This window comes from Vibrio ulleungensis (assembly GCF_016900875.1).
Lineage (GTDB): Bacteria > Pseudomonadota > Gammaproteobacteria > Enterobacterales > Vibrionaceae > Vibrio > Vibrio ulleungensis.
Genome location: NZ_JAFEUM010000006.1, coordinates 130,168 through 148,418, shown reverse-complemented (window position 1 = coordinate 148,418; position 18,251 = coordinate 130,168). Strand labels below are relative to the sequence as shown.

Here is an 18,251-nt window from a genome sequence, read left to right as displayed (position 1 = left end):
ATGATGCGCTACTAATAGATCGCCATTTGCTGTTTTGTTGTTCGAGCATCTGAGCCCAGTGATTACGTTTTTGCTTCTGCTTTATAGTATCGCTAAAAGACGCATACATTAACAGCTAGATCTATATTGGTATTTCGTTTCATTAATCACTTACGTATCATTAACTAACAGCCATGCTGTTGTGACCGTATTTAGACGCAAATATTTGTCGCACATTATAGAAAAACAACAAATTGAAAAAGTGCTGCTGGCGATGCCATCGGCAACGCGAGCCGAGCGCAAATCGGTAATTGAACTCCTGTCGGCCTACCCTGTTGAGGTGATGACTATCCTCAACCTTGGGGACATCGTGAATGGCGATATTCAAATAGACCAACTCAAAGAGGTGGCGATTGAAGATCTACTTGGCCGCGAGCCTGTAGAGCCAAACCAGCAATTACTCATGAAAAACATAGCCGGTAAATCGGTGATGGTAACTGGTGCCGGCGGGTCGATTGGGTCCGAATTGTGCAGACAGATTGTAAAGCTGCAACCCACAACTTTGATCTTATTCGAAATTTCAGAGTTCTCTCTCTATAAGATTGACCACGAACTTCGCCAGTTACACTTAGACGTAAATATTGTACCCGTTATGGGAAACGTGCAAAACGAAGCGCGATTGGCGCAAGTAATGTCAGCGTTTAGCGTAGATACCATCTACCACGCGGCAGCGTATAAGCATGTCCCATTGGTAGAGTTTAATACCATTGAAGGCGTTCAAAACAATGTACTGGGCACCTATAGAACCGCCTGCGCTGCAATCAAAGCCAATGTAACCTCGTTTGTGCTCATATCTACCGACAAAGCAGTCCGTCCAACCAACGTTATGGGAACAACCAAGCGTTTAGCCGAATTAGGCTTACAGGCATTATCTCAGGGCTATCAAACAGAGCACAATACCTTGTTCTCCATGGTTAGATTTGGCAATGTACTTGGATCGTCAGGGTCGGTTATTCCCCTATTTAAGTCGCAGATCGCCAATGGTGGCCCCGTCACCGTTACTCACAAGGTCATTATTCGGTATTTCATGACCATCCCCGAAGCCGCCCAGCTGGTAATTCAAGCAGGTGCAATGGGCAAAGGTGGGGACGTGTTTGTACTGGATATGGGAGAGCCGGTCAGAATTTCGGATTTAGCAAAAAACCTAATTCACTTATCTGGATTGGAAGTAAGAGATCAACATAATCCAGAAGGTGATATAGAAATTCATTACTCCGGCTTAAGACCCGGAGAAAAGCTCTACGAAGAGCTGCTCATCGGTGACTCGGTAAGTGAAACGTCGCACGATCGCATCATGACTGCACACGAAGTATCGATGAAGCAAGCTGAGTACGCTCAACTGCTGGATGCTATACAACAATGTGCCGAGCGCTATGACCAAGAAGAGTTGCGCAGCCTGATGCTAACAGCGCCAACAGGGTTTGCGCCGTCTAGTAATATTGGGGACCTTGTCTGGTTGCAAAAGTAAACGAATACAATTGGCGATTTTCGTTGATATGGAAGTCTATTGGGGGATTTCGAACAGTAACGAATGTGTGGTGAGCGCTGCCAAAATTAAAAGGGACGTTGCTCTAGTCCTTGATGGACTCACTAGAACTCAGCGTAAGAAAACCAACAAAGCGTGCTAGCCAGAAACTCAATGAGATAGTTTCTGGCTAGGTTCTCGCCTTTTGAGACACGTATCACTTGCAGACTAAGTATACTTAGGCGTATCGCTATTCTATTTATTGTAGAACTCACGATACCACTGTACAAACTCTGCAACACCTTCTTTAACAGACACTCGCGGCTTATAACCCGTTGCCTCAAACAGATCATTCACATCAGCATACGTTTGATAAACATCGCCAGGTTGCATCTCGCGGAAAATTTTCTTCGCTACGATACCCAGTTCATCTTCAATCGCTTTCACAAAGCCCATTAGGTTAATTGGCGAGCCATGGCCGATGTTGTAAACCGAGTAAGGCGCAGAACTGGTTGCAGGCGAGCCCGTTTCTACCGTCCACTCTTTGTTCTTGGTAGGTATCACATCAGCGATACGCACAACACCTTCCACAATGTCGTCAATATGAGTAAAGTCACGCCACATATCGCCATTGTTATTAATATCAATAGTGTCACCGTCTAAGATCTTTTTAGTAAAGATGAACGGTGCCATATCAGGACGTCCCCAACTGCCGTAGACAGTAAAGAAACGTAGACCTGTGGTTGGAATGTCGTAAAGATGCGAGTAACTGTGCGCCATCAACTCGTTAGATTTTTTTGTCGCCGCATAAAGCGAAACAGGATGGTCAACACTGTCTGTAGTAGCAAATGGCGTTTTTGCATTCAAGCCGTAAACCGAGCTTGAAGACGCATAAACAAGGTGTTTTACATTGGTCTGTCGACACCCTTCTAAAATATTGAGATGTCCTACAAGGTTTGAATCTGCGTAAGCATGAGGGTTTTCGATTGAATAACGAACCCCTGCTTGCGCCGCTAAATGAATCACACGATCAAAATGTTCATCTTCAAATAGCTGTTTAACCGCGTCGCGATCAGCAATATCGAGAATGATTAGTCTAAAGTTATCATGCTCAATACGCTTTAAACGCGCGTGTTTTAAATTTACATCGTAATAATCGTTGATATTATCCACGCCAACGATGTCATGCCCCGCCGCCGTTAACCTTTCAACAACCGCACTGCCAACAAAACCAGCAGCACCAGTGACTAAATATTTCATAAACAAATCCTAACTGTCTTGCTTTGAAGTCAGAGTAAGTGGCTATGCCTGTGTGTAGACTTCTAACCTGATGAGTTAGCTTACCCTGATCCAAAGATGATATTAATCTGAACCAAACAAATCGCGTGTGTAAACTTTATCAGCCACATCGCGGATCTCATCCACCATACGGTTTGATACAATCACATCACACGATGCTTTAAACTCATCTAAGTTCTTCATCACTTGTGAATGGAAAAACTCACTTTCTTGCAGCACTGGCTCGTAAACCACCACCTCAATACCTTTCGCTTTTAAACGCTTCATGATCCCCTGTATTGAAGATGCGCGAAAGTTATCAGAGCCGGCCTTCATGATTAAGCGGTAGATACCCACCCGCTGTGGATTACGCTTGATAATGGAATCGGCAATAAAGTTTTTACAGGTAGTATTGGCATCCAAAATCGCACCAATGATTTCATTGGGTACGTCCGCGTAGTTGGCACGAAGCTGTTTGGTGTCTTTCGGTAAGCAGTAACCACCGTAACCAAATGATGGATTGTTATAGTGAGAACCGATACGAGGATCTAAGCCTACTCCTTCGATGATTTGACGAGCATCGAGTCCGTGAGTTTCCGCGTAGGTATCTAGTTCGTTGAAATAAGCCACGCGCAAGGCGAGATAAGTGTTAGAAAACAGCTTTACCGCTTCGGCTTCAGTCGAGTCAGTAAACAGTACTTCACTATCGTCTTTAACCGCGCCTTCAACTAACAGGTCAGCAAATACCTTGGCACGTTCACTGCGTTCACCGACAATAATACGTGAAGGGTGTAAGTGGTCATAAAGCGCGCGACCTACTCGCAAGAATTCCGGCGAAAACATCAAGTTCTCACAACCCAGCTCTTGCTTAATTCGAGCCGTATAACCCACTGGCACAGTAGATTTAATCACCATTACTGATGGGGATTAATCGCCATCACGTCTTCAATGACGGCTTCTACAGAAGAGGTATTAAAGTAGTTCGTTTCAACGTCATAATCGGTAGGCGTAGCAATCACCACATACTCTGCGTCTTGATAGGCGTAGTGTTTATCTAACGTCGCTTCAAAGCTAATCTGCTTATTAGCTAGAAAATCCGATATTTCAGCATCCACAATAGGAGACTGACGATTGTTCAGCATATCCACTTTTTCTGGGATAATATCTACCGCGATAACATCGTGGTTATGCGCCAATAGCATGGCATTAGACAGGCCGACGTAGCCTGTTCTAGCAATTGCAATTTTCATTATGGTTTAGCCTACTGAATAGTATAAAAAGCCAGGACACCACGGTGCCTAGCACTCTTATTATGTGATAATTAATATATGCAATAAATTATTACAACTATGATTAGTCGTGACAAACATCAAAGGCAGCGTGAATCGACCCTTCGTTTTTCTAAAAGAAATTCCGCTTGCGAAAAAGTGCCCAACCCAACAACCCTATAGTTATTGCAGCCATTATGACGTATGGGCAACATCAGCAAAAGAGGTGTCGGATCTCATGCCATGGAACTTTCAAATTAACGAAGAAAAGTAGAGTTTCACTGGTTCATTAACCGCTTACGTTTGCTCGTAAACCCATTGGTTGGGCTGTGTCTTTTTCGCCCGATAGTCAGTTGACAAGCAAAGCCTAAGAATTGGCTTATGAAAGCCGTGGCAAGCCTAAAGGAGTGATGTTCCACTGCGAACAAGGAAGGCATTACACTAGTCGAAAGTACCATCAGACCTTATGGCGTTATCAGATAAAACAAAGCTTATCGCGCAGAGGAAACTGCTGGGATAACAGTCCTATGGAACGCTTCTTTAGAAGCTTAAAAACAGAATGGGTGCCGATCGGTGGCTATCAGAGTTTAACCGAGGCCTGGAACAGCATTGTTGGCTACATCATTAGATATTACAGCCAAATCAGGCCGCATAAGTACAATGGCGGTCTCACACCAAATGAGTCGGAACGACTCTACTGGCAAACTTATAAAACCGTGGCCAATTTAACTTGACCACTACAAACCGTTGAACAATCAGCGCTCAAATAACCATCACTTAATGAAGGGCACTACCAACACTGCCATTTGTATTGGTGAAAGCTCCAATGTAAGTGAATGGACCCTATTCGTACTCCAGCACAATTTTGGATGTACCTCCACGCTGACTAAATAGCACTTTTATCAAGTACCCGAGCAACTATTTTGGCGATAGTTGATATTTAACCGCGAACGTTTAATAGCGCTAGGGTTGTGCGTCCGTCACAATTAATTCCTCAGCGGTCAAGTTAGGGCGGAACGCACCGCGTCTAAGTACTTGTCGATAACAATTTTCTCATCAAACTCTTGCTCGACCTTTTCCCGACTTTTCAATCCCATTTCAAGGCGTTGGGAGTGAGTGAGATTTATCATTCTATCTAGCTTGCCGATCAAATCTTCAGTACTACGTGGCTCACAGAGGTATCCATTATTGCCATCATCCACAGTCTCTCGACAACCAACATTATCAGTCGTTACGATAGGCTTGCCCATGGCACAAGCCTCTAAAAGTGATTTTGGAACTCCCTCTCTATAAAACGAAGGAAGTACCATACAATCGACTTTACCTATTTCTTTTTCTACCGTGTCAGAGACACCCAAATAATTTACAATCCCTTCATCGACCCAACACTGCATATCCTGTTTTGATACTGCGGAAGGGTTGTTTACATCCAAAAAACCAAGCAGACGAAACTCTACTTTATAACCATATTTCGATTTAAGTTCACGTGCAGCTTCAACATAGTGTCCAATCCCTTTATCATAAAGCATTCGTGCAATAAGTAAGAAACGCACACAGCCATCGTTGTCACTTTCAGTAATCGAAAAGCGTGAGAGATCTGCTCCAGAGCCAGGAACTCTGTCAGTAATATCCATTGGCGCTAGTTTATATTTTTCAAATAGAGCTCTATCTTCTTCATTCTGGAAAAATATTTTGTGTGCCTTAGGTTGACTCACTTTATATAGGAACCGAGCCAACTTAGCCGTAATATTTTCATTTATAAATACCATACCAAGCCCAGCAATATTATTGATAGATTTAGCGCCGACTAACTTGGCTGATAAAGTACTATATATGTTATTTTTGGGTGTGAAGTTTAAAACAACATCTGGACGTAACACTAGGTAAATGCCAATAAACTTAATAAATGTTAATCCGTCATTGAAAGGGTTAGTTCCACCTTGATCAATATCGATATGTTGAAATTCAGCACCAAGGTCTACTAGCAAATTTGAGTATTCGTCTCTAGGCGATACGGCTACAACTCTGTAACCAGAATTTAGTAGTGCCAATATTGTATTTTTTCTAAAGTTATACAAATACCAACTAGTATTTGAAGTGATAATTATTTTTTTCATAACATATTCGCAATAAAATTCGTGATAGGTTGACTGTTGATAATTTCAATTTTATATATTTTAATTGCTCTAATCACACTATAAAATGTATGAAACAACCACTAAAAAAGAAGAAAAGAAAACAATAGTCCATTATAAAAGAGCATAAATTCCATCTGGCCTAACTCTACGGAATATAACATTAGATCTAATTATTTCAAACAGAACAATTGGTATTTATCTTGATTTGATGATTTCGCGATAAATACGCCCACATTCAAGTAAATAGTATTTTCTCAAAACCTAACAGATATTAGGAAATAGCCCTCATGATAAACTTTCCTTTTTCCTGCTTGCCTTAAAATAGAAAACCCAAGGTTTACCTAGTACACTATGTGATTAATAAAAGCCTTACTACTTTTTAATCTGATAAAAGGCTCTAAGCCAATTATATTCCTGATTTAAAGCTAAAAGTTCAAATTAATAGAATAGGGAATGACATTACTTGAACCTGCAATAAATTTCCAAAAGCCCAAGTAATAGACTATACACAGCAAAACAATGAGATATCGAGAATGTTTCCCCAGTAAACTAAAGAGATAAGGCAGTAAAATAATCATAGATAACTTGTAACCCTGAATTGCTCTTATCCCTAGCATAAAGTCAAAAAAGACTAGGTTGAAAAGCACATACAAATAAAAGACTTTGAAATAAATAAGGTATTTATTCTCGATTTTGTCAATGTACAGGATAGCAACCAATAACATTATTAATGTAACATATTGCATCAAACCTGTGCCACTAGTTACATTATCCTCACCTGGATTTAAAAAATAAATATACCTTAAGTTCAATAAATTAAGGATATATATTAAGGCGCTAAAAATATAGGATTTAACGATAAAAGCAAAAGCTAAAATACCATATAAAAACTTCCTACTCAATTTAATTCTATAAATATAGTACAGCGGTAAAAAAACAACAGATGTTGTGTGAAATAGCATAGAAAGTACGACAAAGAAATAAAATGAGAAAAATTTCCTCTCGTTTACATATCTTAGAGAATAAATAGCGATCGCCATCGACATAGCTTGCCTTACTATGTTGAAGGATTGTGTGTAAAACCCAGAAAACACATATAAGAACAATCCGAAAGCATAAATAAATCTACTATTAAAACTGGATAATGTAGAACTTATGAAGGCAATTGTTATAAATGAACAAAATAAAAACACACTTTGATAATTTAATCCGAAGAAAAACTTCAGCATATAATTTATGTATGTAAAACCTATTTCTTTGCCTTGGAATTTGACTAATCCTAAATCAATAGATTTAAAGGAATCTACGTAAGCAGGAAAATCTGTACCAACGTAATGTCTTAATCCTAGAAACAATATTAGAACTAATAATAATGCATATTTTATTAGTTCTATACCACTGATATAGTAGTAAAAAATTAGAGAAATGACTAAAACCGAAAAAAGGATATATTCTAACAAACTTTACGCCACTCAATATATTGTTCTGATGCACAATCTTCCCATGATTTGAGGTTTGATAGTAACTGTTGTTTTACCAAATCATTATTTTTGGTGTTTAGTGCCATACTAAGGCCTACAATATCATCTGCATCAAATACATATTCACTAGAGACATACTCTGAGATGCCCACATCATTAGACAGTAAAAGATCGCAATCATGTAGTACAGCTTCGACAGGTGCCATACCAAATGACTCAAGCTTACTAAATTGGACGTATAAATCCACAAAACTATAGATTTTAAATAACTGTTGCTGCGTGACTTCACCTATATAATTAACAAAAGAGTATGATTTAATTTCTTCAGTATCCGGCCCATCAGCACCTACCACGATCAGTTCATACGTATTTTCTTTCGATAAAGCGATTGCACGGCAGATATTTATAATATTTTTCTCTTTTCTTCCACCACCTACTGATAAGATCTTTCTTTTCTTAATTTTTGTTAAACACTCGCTAATCCGATCTAATTCAGGGCTGTTGATATTGTTTACATTTTCAATAGGAGCACTTTTGAAACTAAATCCGTTTGGTATTACAACAACTTTACTAGTATATTTCTGATAATAATAATTTTTTGAAAGTCTTTCTTTATACATATGAGAAACACATATGATTTTTCTTGCCTTTTTCAGCAAAATTTTCTCTATAATAATCGAAAGTCGATCATAGTTTTTATACTCTTTCTCTAACTCAATTGCACCATGCATCAAGTAAACAATTTTCTTGTTAACTAGAAGACTAAAAATTGAACTCAACAAACCTAAAAGACTAATACCAGAACAAACAATGACTTCGCACTTATAAAACTTTCCAAGAAAGGCAATGTAGTTCCTAAATTTTGTTCTTTCATTCAAAAAAAAAACGTCTGAACCCAAAACTTCATATAGGTATTTATTAACAACTGCTGGGCCTCGATTATTTTTTAAGTCTCCAACAAATAAAATATTTGTACTACTTTTCATTTTTCAAATCCTTACAATAGAGAATAATTGCTAATGGAAGCAAAGGAATTGTGTAATATAAAGTATGTGATTCAATTATTCTTATCCAAGATGAACCATAATGCAACAAATAGCGCATTTCATATAGAATGGATTTAACTTTCAGTTTAAGCGACAATCTATGATATCGAAACTCAGAATAGTACAACGCAGATGAAAGCGGATTATTTATCAAGAGAGAGCGATACTTGCTACTCAAACCATCATTCAAATATTCTTTAACCTCTAAAGCTTGGTTAATGTATTTTGTTTTATATCTAATCGATAGCCTGTTATAAAGAAGAGCTTCTGTCATGAACTTTTCACCGGGAATAACTGGAAAACGAAATTTTTTCAACTTTCTCAAGTCAAAAGCCATACCTTTATCACCTTCTATATTATTATAATTATGCATAATAAAGTGATATTCAGACATAAAATCTTTCGGAAACATCGTCCCGATTAACTTGCCGTTAAAACTTTTGCTAGGATAAGATATTGCAATATAATCATTCTTGTTTGCTATTTTTCTCCATGTTTCTACAATAATAGCAAATGCGCTATCTATATAGATATCATCAGAATCTATACAGATAAATAAGTCTCCCTCAGATTTTTCTATTCCAAGGTTATATGCCCTTTGTTTCCCGGCGTTGCTCTGGTAGTAGTATTTAATGTCAATAGTCCCTTCACTAACCCAGGTAGCTACCGTGCTTTTAGTAGTATCTATCGAGCCATCATCAACAATCACCCACGTAAATTTTTTATATGATTGTTGTTTTAAACTCTGATAAAGTCTAGTCAATGACTCGACTCTGTTATATGTTGGCGTAAAAACTGAAATATTTATCATGGAAGCGTTTTCGTGTTAAAGTATCGAACCATACCTTTTAAACCACTCAAAGAACTTCTCATCTTGTAAAGGTTCCTTTTATAAATGGCGAAGTACGTAATAGCCATAATTTTTCTGATAACTCTAGAAATTTTAAATGTAATCCCAAAGTTATGTTTATTGAGCAGATACATTTCTGAAGCACCGCCTTTAAATGCGCGCGCAATAAGGTTTTTCTGTTCATCTATCTCTGGATCATCCCAAGGGTGTAAAACTGTAATATCATTTTTATAGTAGATCTGAAAACCAGCATCCAATGCCCTTATTGGATAGTCACGATCTTCCTGACCTTGAAATATAGTATTTGCACCTAATCCCAAATGAATGTCAAAGTCGCCTACTGACTCGACAATATCACGTGTCAAAAATAATGAGATAGAGTGCACAAGTGACAAACAGTTACCCCTAGTTAGTTCTTGAGAAGGATCATTCTCATGCAAAACCCTGCCACCAGGAACGCTATTTTTAGCTCTGATAACTAGCCCACTATAATTTGTATCCTTAAAAAACAAATTCACTTTATTCAAAAGCTCCTTCGGATACGTACAGTCATCATCTGGAAAAGAAAATATATCACCCTTGGCAGCTTGAATTCCAACATTCCGAGCAATTGATAACCCTCTTTCACTTTTTAAATGAACCAATTCGAGCCTGTTTTTATAAGACTCTAGTAAATTATCTAATCTGGAGTCTTCGTTTTGGTCAACTAAAACCACTTCAAAGTTCTTGTACTCTTGATCACAGAGAGACTCAAATAAATTTTCAATGAACTTAAAGTCACCAACAGTACATAAAATTAGAGAAAATTTAATATTCTTCATTTTGACCACTTAATGCTTCCTTCAAAAATCTCAGAGAATCATCTTTCTTTTTCAATTTAATTCTATTTATTGCATCCCAATCAAACTTATAATTGATCAAATTTTCATTTATATCTTCGCTGTTTAGCACAAGCCTTGACTCTAAATTAAATGTTTCTAATAAAGAATTAAATCGTGTCAATCCACGCTGCTTATTCCCAATAGCTATAAAAGGTTTGTTAAATATAATCGAGAATACACATCCATGGAAAGAATCGGCAATGACAAATTCAGCATCATCAAACGCCTTTAGCCACTTAGTAACATTTGGATAGACATGTGAATCAATATTGACATAATCCACTTTCGGAACTCTGGAGTTAACTTCAAATGGAATTAGATTTAAAGCCTCAGATACTTTATTTATCATACTTGTAGAACCACTATTATGGTCTAATATGTAAGTAAATAAATTCCCTTTACTCTTCGGTTCTCTATATTTTTCTAGTAGTTCTCTATATTCTGAACTCTCTAGCAGAAAAGTTGGGTCTAACACCCAATCACTATTGAAGCCAAATTCGTTTTTTACAATATTTACACCGCTTTTCTCTCTGACCGAGATCGCGTTAAATTTACTCAGTTCTCGTCTTGATATCTGTAGCTGCTCATCAGTAAAATTCACATTCTCTTTGCCAAACGATGCAGCATAAGACACTCTTATTTTACTTGGTTCTAGAAAATCCAAAAAATATGCCTTCCAATCCGGAGCGTAATCGGGTCTCCATACTTGATCGCTACCAACTATTACCCCATCCAAAGTTTTATTCAAAGCTCTTAAATCATATAGTTTGCAGATTTTAACTGAAAGAGGATTTAATTCGTTCTCCACAAAGTTTCTTGTTTTACTTGAAACATATGCTCTAAATTCGTCCGTTTGTGAAAGGTTCATCTTCTTGTTTTTGAATAACGTTCTTTTCGTAAAGTTTTTAAGAGTAATGTTTATTTTATCCACCTTTGACTGAGGTTTCTTTTGATAATCTATGACAAGAGTCTCATAACCTAAGCTTTTTAATTTTGAATTCAATGCAAAACATTGTAAAATTCCACCGTAGTTATTCCAAAGTGGCAATGTCAATATTCCAATTTTTTTCATATCATCTTCACTTTCTTTAAAACGTAACCCCTCTCTCGCTTTTCCAAACCAAAGCAGTAACTGGTTATGGTAAGGGAAAAAGATGTAATTACAAAACAATAAATTATATTAAATAGTGGGAAATCAAAAGTATCTGTATACACAAGATCTGATATGAAGTAAGACACAACAGTAACCGGTACTATCCTAACAATGACTACTCTAAGATATTGGTACGAGAGCCCTTTAAATTGATTTTCTAAAACCGCTAATCGAACGCACAAAGCAATTAGAGACAAAGAAAATTGAATGTAAACAGAGTAGATAGCCGGGTAACCTTTACTTATCAATACATATGTAATTGGCAAATTTAGCAATAAGACAATCCCAACAGCGACCTGATATTTCTTAATTTTACCGGTAGCAGAGACAAGCGCCATAAGCGTACCCGATAACGACTCAGACAACAAAACAAATATCAAGACAATCAAAAATTCGGATGTGTATTCGGGAACACTTCCTAGCCAAAGGCCCAATAAGTCATTCGAACAGAAAACAATTGGTAACGCTAAGTATAGAATTAGAAGGTAATTATATTTAGCACCATACAATGTGATAGTTAATGCTTCAGATTCGTCTTGACTCGCATAGGATTTGATTATTCGTGGCCTGAACACCATCTGTAGATTAGATGAAAACTGGCTCATTGCATTACTCACTTGAAGAGAAAGTGATCTTGCCGCATTTATAGCTGGCCCAAAGAAAATATTCAAAATTATATTTATTCCTTGGTTCATCAATATAGAAGACACACCACCAAATAAGCCCCAAGATGAAAATGAAAACATTCTTTTAAAAGTAAGGCTATTCCAATAAAAATATATACTACAATAGTCGATATTCTTGTTCACATAAAATACATGAGCTCCACGCACTATCAAACTGACTATAAACAATAATATAGCGTAATTAGTTAACACATTGCTTTCATACATGTAATACAGGAAAAATGTTGCTGACAGTTTTAGTATTGACTCTAATACACCTAGGATAGCTACTATATCGAATCTTTCACTGGCAATTAATACACCTGAGTATGGCGTGGTTAAAAGGGTTATAAAAAATCCGAAAAGAACAAAAACGTAAGCATAAAATGCGTCATCCAACTTATTGGGTGGAATGTTTAACTTTGAGTAGATCAAATAATAACCAATAGGTAAAGCAAAGATGATTATAAGTGTAGAGAAAATAAAGTGAATATTGACACTCATCAAGAATATATCGTTAACTTTGGAGTTATTCCCCTTACCTATTTCATAGGTTATAAACCTTTGGGTACCATACGCCAGAGAATTGTTCAAGAATGAAAACATCGTAACTGAAGACGTTACTACGCTAAAAATACCAAAATCATCTACCCCCATTATGTCTAAAAGTACTCTAGATATATAAATGGAGATTAGCATTGTAAAAAGCAATCTTAAATATAAATAAACGGTATTTTTAGTCATTCTTTTTACATGTTTCGTATAGTGATTTAGATTTTAGATAGAGCACCTCTAAAATAACAACCCTTCCAACTAAATACTGTATATAGCTTCTAAAATTTAGATTAACTGGAGTCCTAAATATACCCAGAATTCTATCTATATTCCCATTCTTACGATTGAAGGTTCCTAAACTATTTTTGAAGTTGTTCAAGTCTATATTTTCTAGCTCCCTCTTTAGTCCTAAGGTAGGGAGAGTTAAATCTGTAATATCCAGATTAGTTGCCTTTAGTACTTTATCGTTAGAACAAGTCCTATCAAACATCCTATCATATTTAACTTGCCAGATATTTCCTTCGATTTTTAAAAAATCGTCTAGCGAAACTTCTCTTAGCTCTAAGCCGATAACTTCACTATAAATGTTCGAAATTTCACGCCACGTTAAACTCTCCGATGTAGTTACATTAAAGATATTTTCATATGCTGATTCATTCATAAGTAATCCACATATCATTTTTGCAACATCTTTACTCGCTGTTATCGAAGCTTTTCTATCAAGAATTTCTGTGGGTAAAGGCACAGGTAAACCGTTAGCTACTCTCGGTAATATTAGATCCGATTCGAAGGCTCCTAGTTGCAATCGATTCGCACCATATGTTATAGAAGGCCGAATTATTGTCCATTTGGTACCCTCGCTGCTTCTAATTAATAACTCTTGTTCAGTTTTAGTAAGTGCATATTCATTAGTTGAAAGATAATTCTGGTCATTAATACTATCTTTAAGATAATTCGCATCTTCTTTCAGTTCATTTATTGATTCGGCATATACTCTATATGTAGACAAATAGACATATTGAAACTTATCTGATAGTAATAGTTCAATACGTTCGGAAAATTCAAGCGTATCGTAAATCATAAAGTCGATTATCGCATCGATATTATATTGAGACAGTAGCTTTCTCAGAAATTGATTATCTTTCGCATCACCTCTAATATACTTGACATTTTCAGTTGATTTCAGTTCACGTCTAGTTGTAACGAATAAGTTGGCATGACTTTGATTCAAATACTTGATCAAGCTTTTGCCAATGACACCTGTACCACCTAAAAGAAGTATGTTTTTATTTTCAAGATTGGTAGTTTGGATCATCTAATTACCTAGGATTTGCTTAATTTTGCTTGTAGCGGTACTAGGTAGAAGTTTTTTTGCTACTCCAATCCACTTCTCTTTATTCGACTTACTTAGACTCGACATTAGTTTCAGTGCCATTGACTCATCGTCAGAATCGGTAAAGCATTCTAGAATAACTGGAGAATCCGTTTTTTTGCTCACAAATTTGTCTAAATTTTCTAAAAGGGTTCTCTTGTTATCTGCGCACAAATAAACATATCCCAACTTCTCAGCCCAAGCTTCAGCTAACGAGCTCGTTGTTCTTTCTTCCGCTGGAGATACCTTGCTTGACTTGTCAAAACTAGAGCCAAAATGACCTCCAGCTGCTATAAATTCGTTTGATTTAGAACCAAATTGAGATCCTGTGTGCGTTGATATATTAAATTCCGTACCACACCCATTATTTATTATCAAAATACGAACATTATTTCCAATATGTCTATTAGCGATAGCATTCACGTCATAAAAAAAAGCTAAATCCCCAACCACACCAAAGTATAGTTTCTCGTTGTCAACTAGAGAGGCTCCCAACATAGAGGACACACATCCATCAATACCAAAACCACCTACATTAGCAAATGTTGAAATGGATTCATCTAATTCGAAAAGGTTCCAGCTACGAAGAGTGTTCAAGATCGCTAAATTCACATAGGAACCTTCTGGTATTTTAGTATGCAGCTGTTGAGCTATCCAAGGATTAGAAAAGGGTATTTCAGGTAAACTGTCCCTTAATTCCAGATCAACACGTTTCCAATTTTCATATAAAACGTTGGTAGTAAAATTACGGTTGCGTTGCTTAGACAGAAATTCAGTAAGACTCCCTTGAACTACAAGTTTTAGTTTGCCGGAGCGATCTCGCACCTCTCCGTCTTCCGATACTCTCCAGACATCACTAGCTTCCATAAGAACCCTAGTGCCCGGATAGTCACCAGAAACCTCTCCTGCATGAATAACTAAATCTGGTTTTAATGTACTCCAAATTGAATTGTGTTTTGATATGTTGCTAGTAATTAATGCTGCCTGTATCCTGTATTTACCTCGATACCCACTAGTGTGGTCGCATAAAACAATGGCCCCATTTCGTTCACAAAACTCCTCTATCACGGATGTTTCAGACTTTGAAAAAGCGCGGTGTGAGCCTAAAAACAAAGCTACTTTCTTACTACCAAATTCGGGAGCAACATCGCTCGCAGAGATACGATTGATCATTCGCTCATAAGGAAGTTGTTTTGTTTCAAATGTGCCTTTGTACGTGGTCGTAAGATTGATATGTACCGGGCCTCCACCATTTCTCGTTGCTTCTAAGATTGCTTTATTTACAAGTAAGTTACATAACTCTTCATCTGACTTATCTTTAACTATCGGAAGTTGCACAGATAGTTTTGCTGCGTCATTAGGCAATACGCTTCGATCAATGTTTTGGGGGACCAAGTTACCTATTAACTTGTTACCATTAAATGAAGTGATCGCGAGTATTGGCAGCTTTCTATAATATGCTTCTGTCAATGCAGGTAAATAATTTCTTGATGCCGTAGCTCCAGTGCATGAGATGGCAACTATTTCGCCGGATTCTTCGGCTAATCCGCAAGCAAAGTATGCTGCGGATCGTTCATCAACAGATGAGTAAACTTCGAAATATGGATCTCCCTGCATACTACCAACAATCGGTATATTCGTAGCACCTGGACTCGCAACGACTTTTCTTACACCATGTTGCTTTAAAAGAGCTAATACTATTTGTGCATGTCGTTCGTCGGTATAACTCATTTTAGAATTCCTAAGATCATAATATTGGATAGACTGATGAGACAGTTTTCATTCATTTTGAGACAGTCCATTGCGGATAATCCCTTGTAAAGGCTTGGTTGTGCTACTTTTGCAAAAAGTGCCCCAATAGGTTCATCTATTGGAGCCACGCTAGTGCCTCTCACTTTTCACTAGAATACGAGTAATTGTAATACCCATACCCGTATGAACTAGAAGCCTTCTTCTCAACTGCATTCAATATTACGCCTTTCACGTCAATACCTACTTGCTCAAATCGATTTCTAGCCACTTCAATCTCTTTCACTGTATTTTGAGCAAAGCGCACCACCATTAAAGTCGTGCCTACGTGGGCGCCTACAATGCTAGGATCCGTTACGGCTAAAACTGGCGGAGTATCGATGAGTACCAAGTCGTATTCTTCACTTGCCCACTCTAGTAACTCCTGTAGTCTAGGGTGCATTAATAGCTCTGATGGGTTTGGCGGAACTTGGCCGCGAGTGATTACATCTAAATTATCTAAGCCGGAAGGTTTAACTAAACCTTGCTTATCTAATTTACCGATTAGGAAATCAGAAAGCCCGTTGTCCCAATCTAAACCAAACGAGCGTTGTAAATAGCCCTTTCTCATATCAGCGTCAATAAGTAGCACCTTTTGTTCTGATTTAGCGGAAACGGCAGCAAAATTAGTCGATATAAACGATTTACCAATACCTGGTGCTGGACCCGAGATCATTACAATGTTGTTTTTTGCCTCAAGCATGGCAAAGTGCAAGCTTGTTCGTAAGCCACGCAGCGCTTCTATAGACAAGTCAGCCGGGTTTGACTCGGCAAGTAGAGACAAGCCTATAGTCTGTTTACCTTTGCGCTTATTGCGTTTGAACAGCTCTAGCTCTAAGTCAGATTTATTCACACTGGTATAAACCGGTAGGCCAATTTGCTCTATATCGTCTGGGTTTTCAACGCCACGATGAAAAGCCGCTTTTACTAATACAACAGCAACACTCAACATGCCGCCAAGTAAGGTTGCCAATACCGCAATTAATGGCTTTTTAGGTTTTACCGCGTAAGTAAAAGATTCGGCCGCATCCAGTATGCGAACGTTTCCGACGGTACCGGCCTTAATAATTGCTAACTCTTGGACTTTGTTAAGTAACTGTACATAGATTTGTTGGTTTACTTCCACATCGCGCGTTAATCGCAATACCGCACGTTGAGTTTTTGGGAGTTTTTGTATTTGTTGATTGAGGCGTTCTTTTTCGCTCAGCAAGGTTTTACGTTTATCTAAAAGAGAAATGTAAGCTGGGTGGTCTTTGGTAAAACGTTGGCTGATCTCACTTTCTTTAAAGGTTAGTTCATTGAGCTGTGCTTCTAAAGCTACCATTACGTTAAGTGTGGATTGTGCCTCTAGGCCCAAATCTATAGATTCATTCTCTAGACGAAATTGATTGAGCTTGTCTTCAGATACGGTTAGCTCATCTTTTATCTCTGGCAGATTAGCTTGTAAAAACTTAAGGCTTTGCTCGGCCTCTGCAGAGTTTCTCGCTACGTTTTGTAAGAAATAATTTTGCGCTATGTCATTAAGTAGCGCAACATTCTGCTCTGGATTTTCACCTTCGAATGACAAATGTATAATGCCCGTTTGCTTACCAACTTCGCTAATCGACAGTCCACTTTTTAGCCATTCGATTGCGTCTAAGCGGCTTTGCTTAGCAATACTAAACTCTGTGTTGGCTTGTTGCGCTTCAATATCGGCAACAAAAATGGTGTAGTCGTTCCCATGGGCAACTTCACCAACACTACCCGACAGGATTACTTTTTCGTCATCACGAACCAACTGAAATGTTTTGCTGACAGGATCAGTCACTACAATTTTATGCGAAAACACGCTCGCATAGGATGGCTGCTCGTAACGAGAAACCAAAATATGGTTTTGCTTTCCTTGCAGCCTAGCCAAGCCTTTACCAACAACCGGGATATAGCTGGGAGCCGTTACCGTAGTTAAATTAAACTTATCGACCGTATCACCCAAAATCATACGTGAGCGAATGATCTCTATTTCTGTCATTGCTGACGACTCTTGAGAGAACAGCTCCCCCATGTCACCCACCATAGCCGATATGCCGCCACTGGATTTTTCTTCTACTTGAAGCAATGCATCGGCTTTATAAATGGGTGTCGATAAAAGCGCAAAAGCCACGCCCGCTACTGCAAATAAAAAAGTGAGGCAAATAATAAACCACTTGCCATCTAGTAAGATGCCTAATAAGCGACCTAAATCGATCACATCTTCATTGCTCTCTGAGCGCGAGTTTGTTTGTTGTGTCATTTT

At 37.9% G+C, this 18,251-nt stretch carries 11 protein-coding genes and 3 pseudogenes; 2 read left to right on the top strand and 12 right to left on the bottom strand.

Annotated features, from left to right (window positions below; translation table 11 throughout):
- Positions 1-181 precede the first annotated feature (181 nt).
- Positions 182-1,507: pseudogene (locus tag JQC93_RS14925) on the top strand (polysaccharide biosynthesis protein); the annotation flags it as partial.
- Between the two features lie 252 nt (positions 1,508-1,759).
- Here the strand turns inward: JQC93_RS14925 and JQC93_RS14920 are convergent.
- Entirely contained in the window at positions 1,760-2,764 is a 1,005-nt protein-coding gene (locus JQC93_RS14920) for an NAD-dependent epimerase (RefSeq protein WP_205159210.1), read from the bottom strand.
- Between the two features lie 102 nt (positions 2,765-2,866).
- Positions 2,867-4,032, bottom strand: a pseudogene (locus JQC93_RS14915) (nucleotide sugar dehydrogenase).
- Positions 4,033-4,352: 320 nt separating this feature from the next.
- On the opposite strand from JQC93_RS14915, the pseudogene JQC93_RS14910 reads away from it, so the two are divergent.
- A pseudogene (locus JQC93_RS14910) lies at positions 4,353-4,784 on the top strand (DDE-type integrase/transposase/recombinase); the annotation flags it as partial.
- A 267-nt stretch (positions 4,785-5,051) separates the two neighbouring features.
- On the opposite strand, the gene JQC93_RS14905 reads toward JQC93_RS14910, so the two are convergent.
- The 10 genes from JQC93_RS14905 to JQC93_RS14860 all read right to left on the bottom strand — a co-directional run bounded on the left by JQC93_RS14905 (position 5,052) and on the right by JQC93_RS14860 (position 18,248).
- The gene (locus JQC93_RS14905; protein WP_205159209.1) at positions 5,052-6,167 is read right to left on the bottom strand and encodes a glycosyltransferase family 4 protein; all 1,116 of its coding nucleotides are present in this window, start codon (positions 6,165-6,167) and stop codon (positions 5,052-5,054) included.
- Positions 6,168-6,613: 446 nt separating this feature from the next.
- A complete protein-coding gene (locus JQC93_RS20515) occupies positions 6,614-7,648 on the bottom strand; it encodes an EpsG family protein (protein ID WP_205159208.1) in 1,035 nt (344 codons plus the stop codon).
- Positions 7,642-8,655 carry a glycosyltransferase family 4 protein gene (locus JQC93_RS14895; RefSeq protein ID WP_205159207.1) on the bottom strand — a complete coding sequence of 338 codons (1,014 nt, stop codon included), beginning with the start codon at positions 8,653-8,655 and terminating at the stop codon, positions 7,642-7,644. Before JQC93_RS14895 ends, JQC93_RS20515 begins: the two co-directional genes overlap by 7 nt.
- Complete coding sequence (locus tag JQC93_RS14890) at positions 8,645-9,526, bottom strand: glycosyltransferase family 2 protein (protein WP_268980181.1); 882 nt, start codon at positions 9,524-9,526, stop codon at positions 8,645-8,647. The genes JQC93_RS14895 and JQC93_RS14890 overlap by 11 nt, the downstream gene beginning before the upstream one ends.
- Positions 9,523-10,386, bottom strand: coding sequence for a glycosyltransferase family 2 protein (locus JQC93_RS14885; RefSeq protein ID WP_205159205.1), 864 nt, complete (start codon positions 10,384-10,386; stop codon positions 9,523-9,525). The genes JQC93_RS14890 and JQC93_RS14885 overlap by 4 nt, the downstream gene beginning before the upstream one ends.
- Entirely contained in the window at positions 10,373-11,518 is a 1,146-nt protein-coding gene (locus tag JQC93_RS14880; protein ID WP_205159204.1) for a polysaccharide pyruvyl transferase family protein, read from the bottom strand. Before JQC93_RS14880 ends, JQC93_RS14885 begins: the two co-directional genes overlap by 14 nt.
- Positions 11,515-13,008 carry an MATE family efflux transporter gene (locus JQC93_RS14875; RefSeq protein WP_205159203.1) on the bottom strand — a complete coding sequence of 498 codons (1,494 nt, stop codon included), beginning with the start codon at positions 13,006-13,008 and terminating at the stop codon, positions 11,515-11,517. The genes JQC93_RS14880 and JQC93_RS14875 overlap by 4 nt, the downstream gene beginning before the upstream one ends.
- A complete protein-coding gene (locus JQC93_RS14870; protein WP_205159202.1) occupies positions 13,001-14,134 on the bottom strand; it encodes an NAD-dependent epimerase/dehydratase family protein in 1,134 nt (377 codons plus the stop codon). Before JQC93_RS14870 ends, JQC93_RS14875 begins: the two co-directional genes overlap by 8 nt.
- On the bottom strand, positions 14,135-15,922 hold the full coding sequence (locus tag JQC93_RS14865; protein ID WP_205159201.1) for a thiamine pyrophosphate-binding protein: 1,788 nt from the start codon (positions 15,920-15,922) through the stop codon (positions 14,135-14,137).
- Between the two features lie 160 nt (positions 15,923-16,082).
- Positions 16,083-18,248, bottom strand: coding sequence for a polysaccharide biosynthesis tyrosine autokinase (locus JQC93_RS14860; protein ID WP_205159200.1), 2,166 nt, complete (start codon positions 18,246-18,248; stop codon positions 16,083-16,085).
- Between the last annotated feature and the right edge of the window lie 3 nt (positions 18,249-18,251).

What these genes read in the sequence shown, in the direction of transcription:
- JQC93_RS14905 (WP_205159209.1), bottom strand. Translation starts at nt 6,167, where the DNA reads ATGAAAAAAATAATTATCACTTCAAATACTAGTTGGTATTTGTATAAC.
- JQC93_RS14890 (WP_268980181.1), bottom strand. Translation starts at nt 9,526, where the DNA reads ATGATAAATATTTCAGTTTTTACGCCAACATATAACAGAGTCGAGTCA.
- JQC93_RS14875 (WP_205159203.1), bottom strand. Translation starts at nt 13,008, where the DNA reads ATGACTAAAAATACCGTTTATTTATATTTAAGATTGCTTTTTACAATG.
- JQC93_RS14860 (WP_205159200.1), bottom strand. Translation starts at nt 18,248, where the DNA reads ATGACACAACAAACAAACTCGCGCTCAGAGAGCAATGAAGATGTGATC.
- JQC93_RS14865 (WP_205159201.1), bottom strand. Translation starts at nt 15,922, where the DNA reads ATGAGTTATACCGACGAACGACATGCACAAATAGTATTAGCTCTTTTA.
- JQC93_RS14870 (WP_205159202.1), bottom strand. Translation starts at nt 14,134, where the DNA reads ATGATCCAAACTACCAATCTTGAAAATAAAAACATACTTCTTTTAGGT.
- JQC93_RS14880 (WP_205159204.1), bottom strand. Translation starts at nt 11,518, where the DNA reads ATGAAAAAAATTGGAATATTGACATTGCCACTTTGGAATAACTACGGT.
- JQC93_RS14920 (WP_205159210.1), bottom strand. Translation starts at nt 2,764, where the DNA reads ATGAAATATTTAGTCACTGGTGCTGCTGGTTTTGTTGGCAGTGCGGTT.
- JQC93_RS14885 (WP_205159205.1), bottom strand. Translation starts at nt 10,386, where the DNA reads ATGAAGAATATTAAATTTTCTCTAATTTTATGTACTGTTGGTGACTTT.
- JQC93_RS14895 (WP_205159207.1), bottom strand. Translation starts at nt 8,655, where the DNA reads ATGAAAAGTAGTACAAATATTTTATTTGTTGGAGACTTAAAAAATAAT.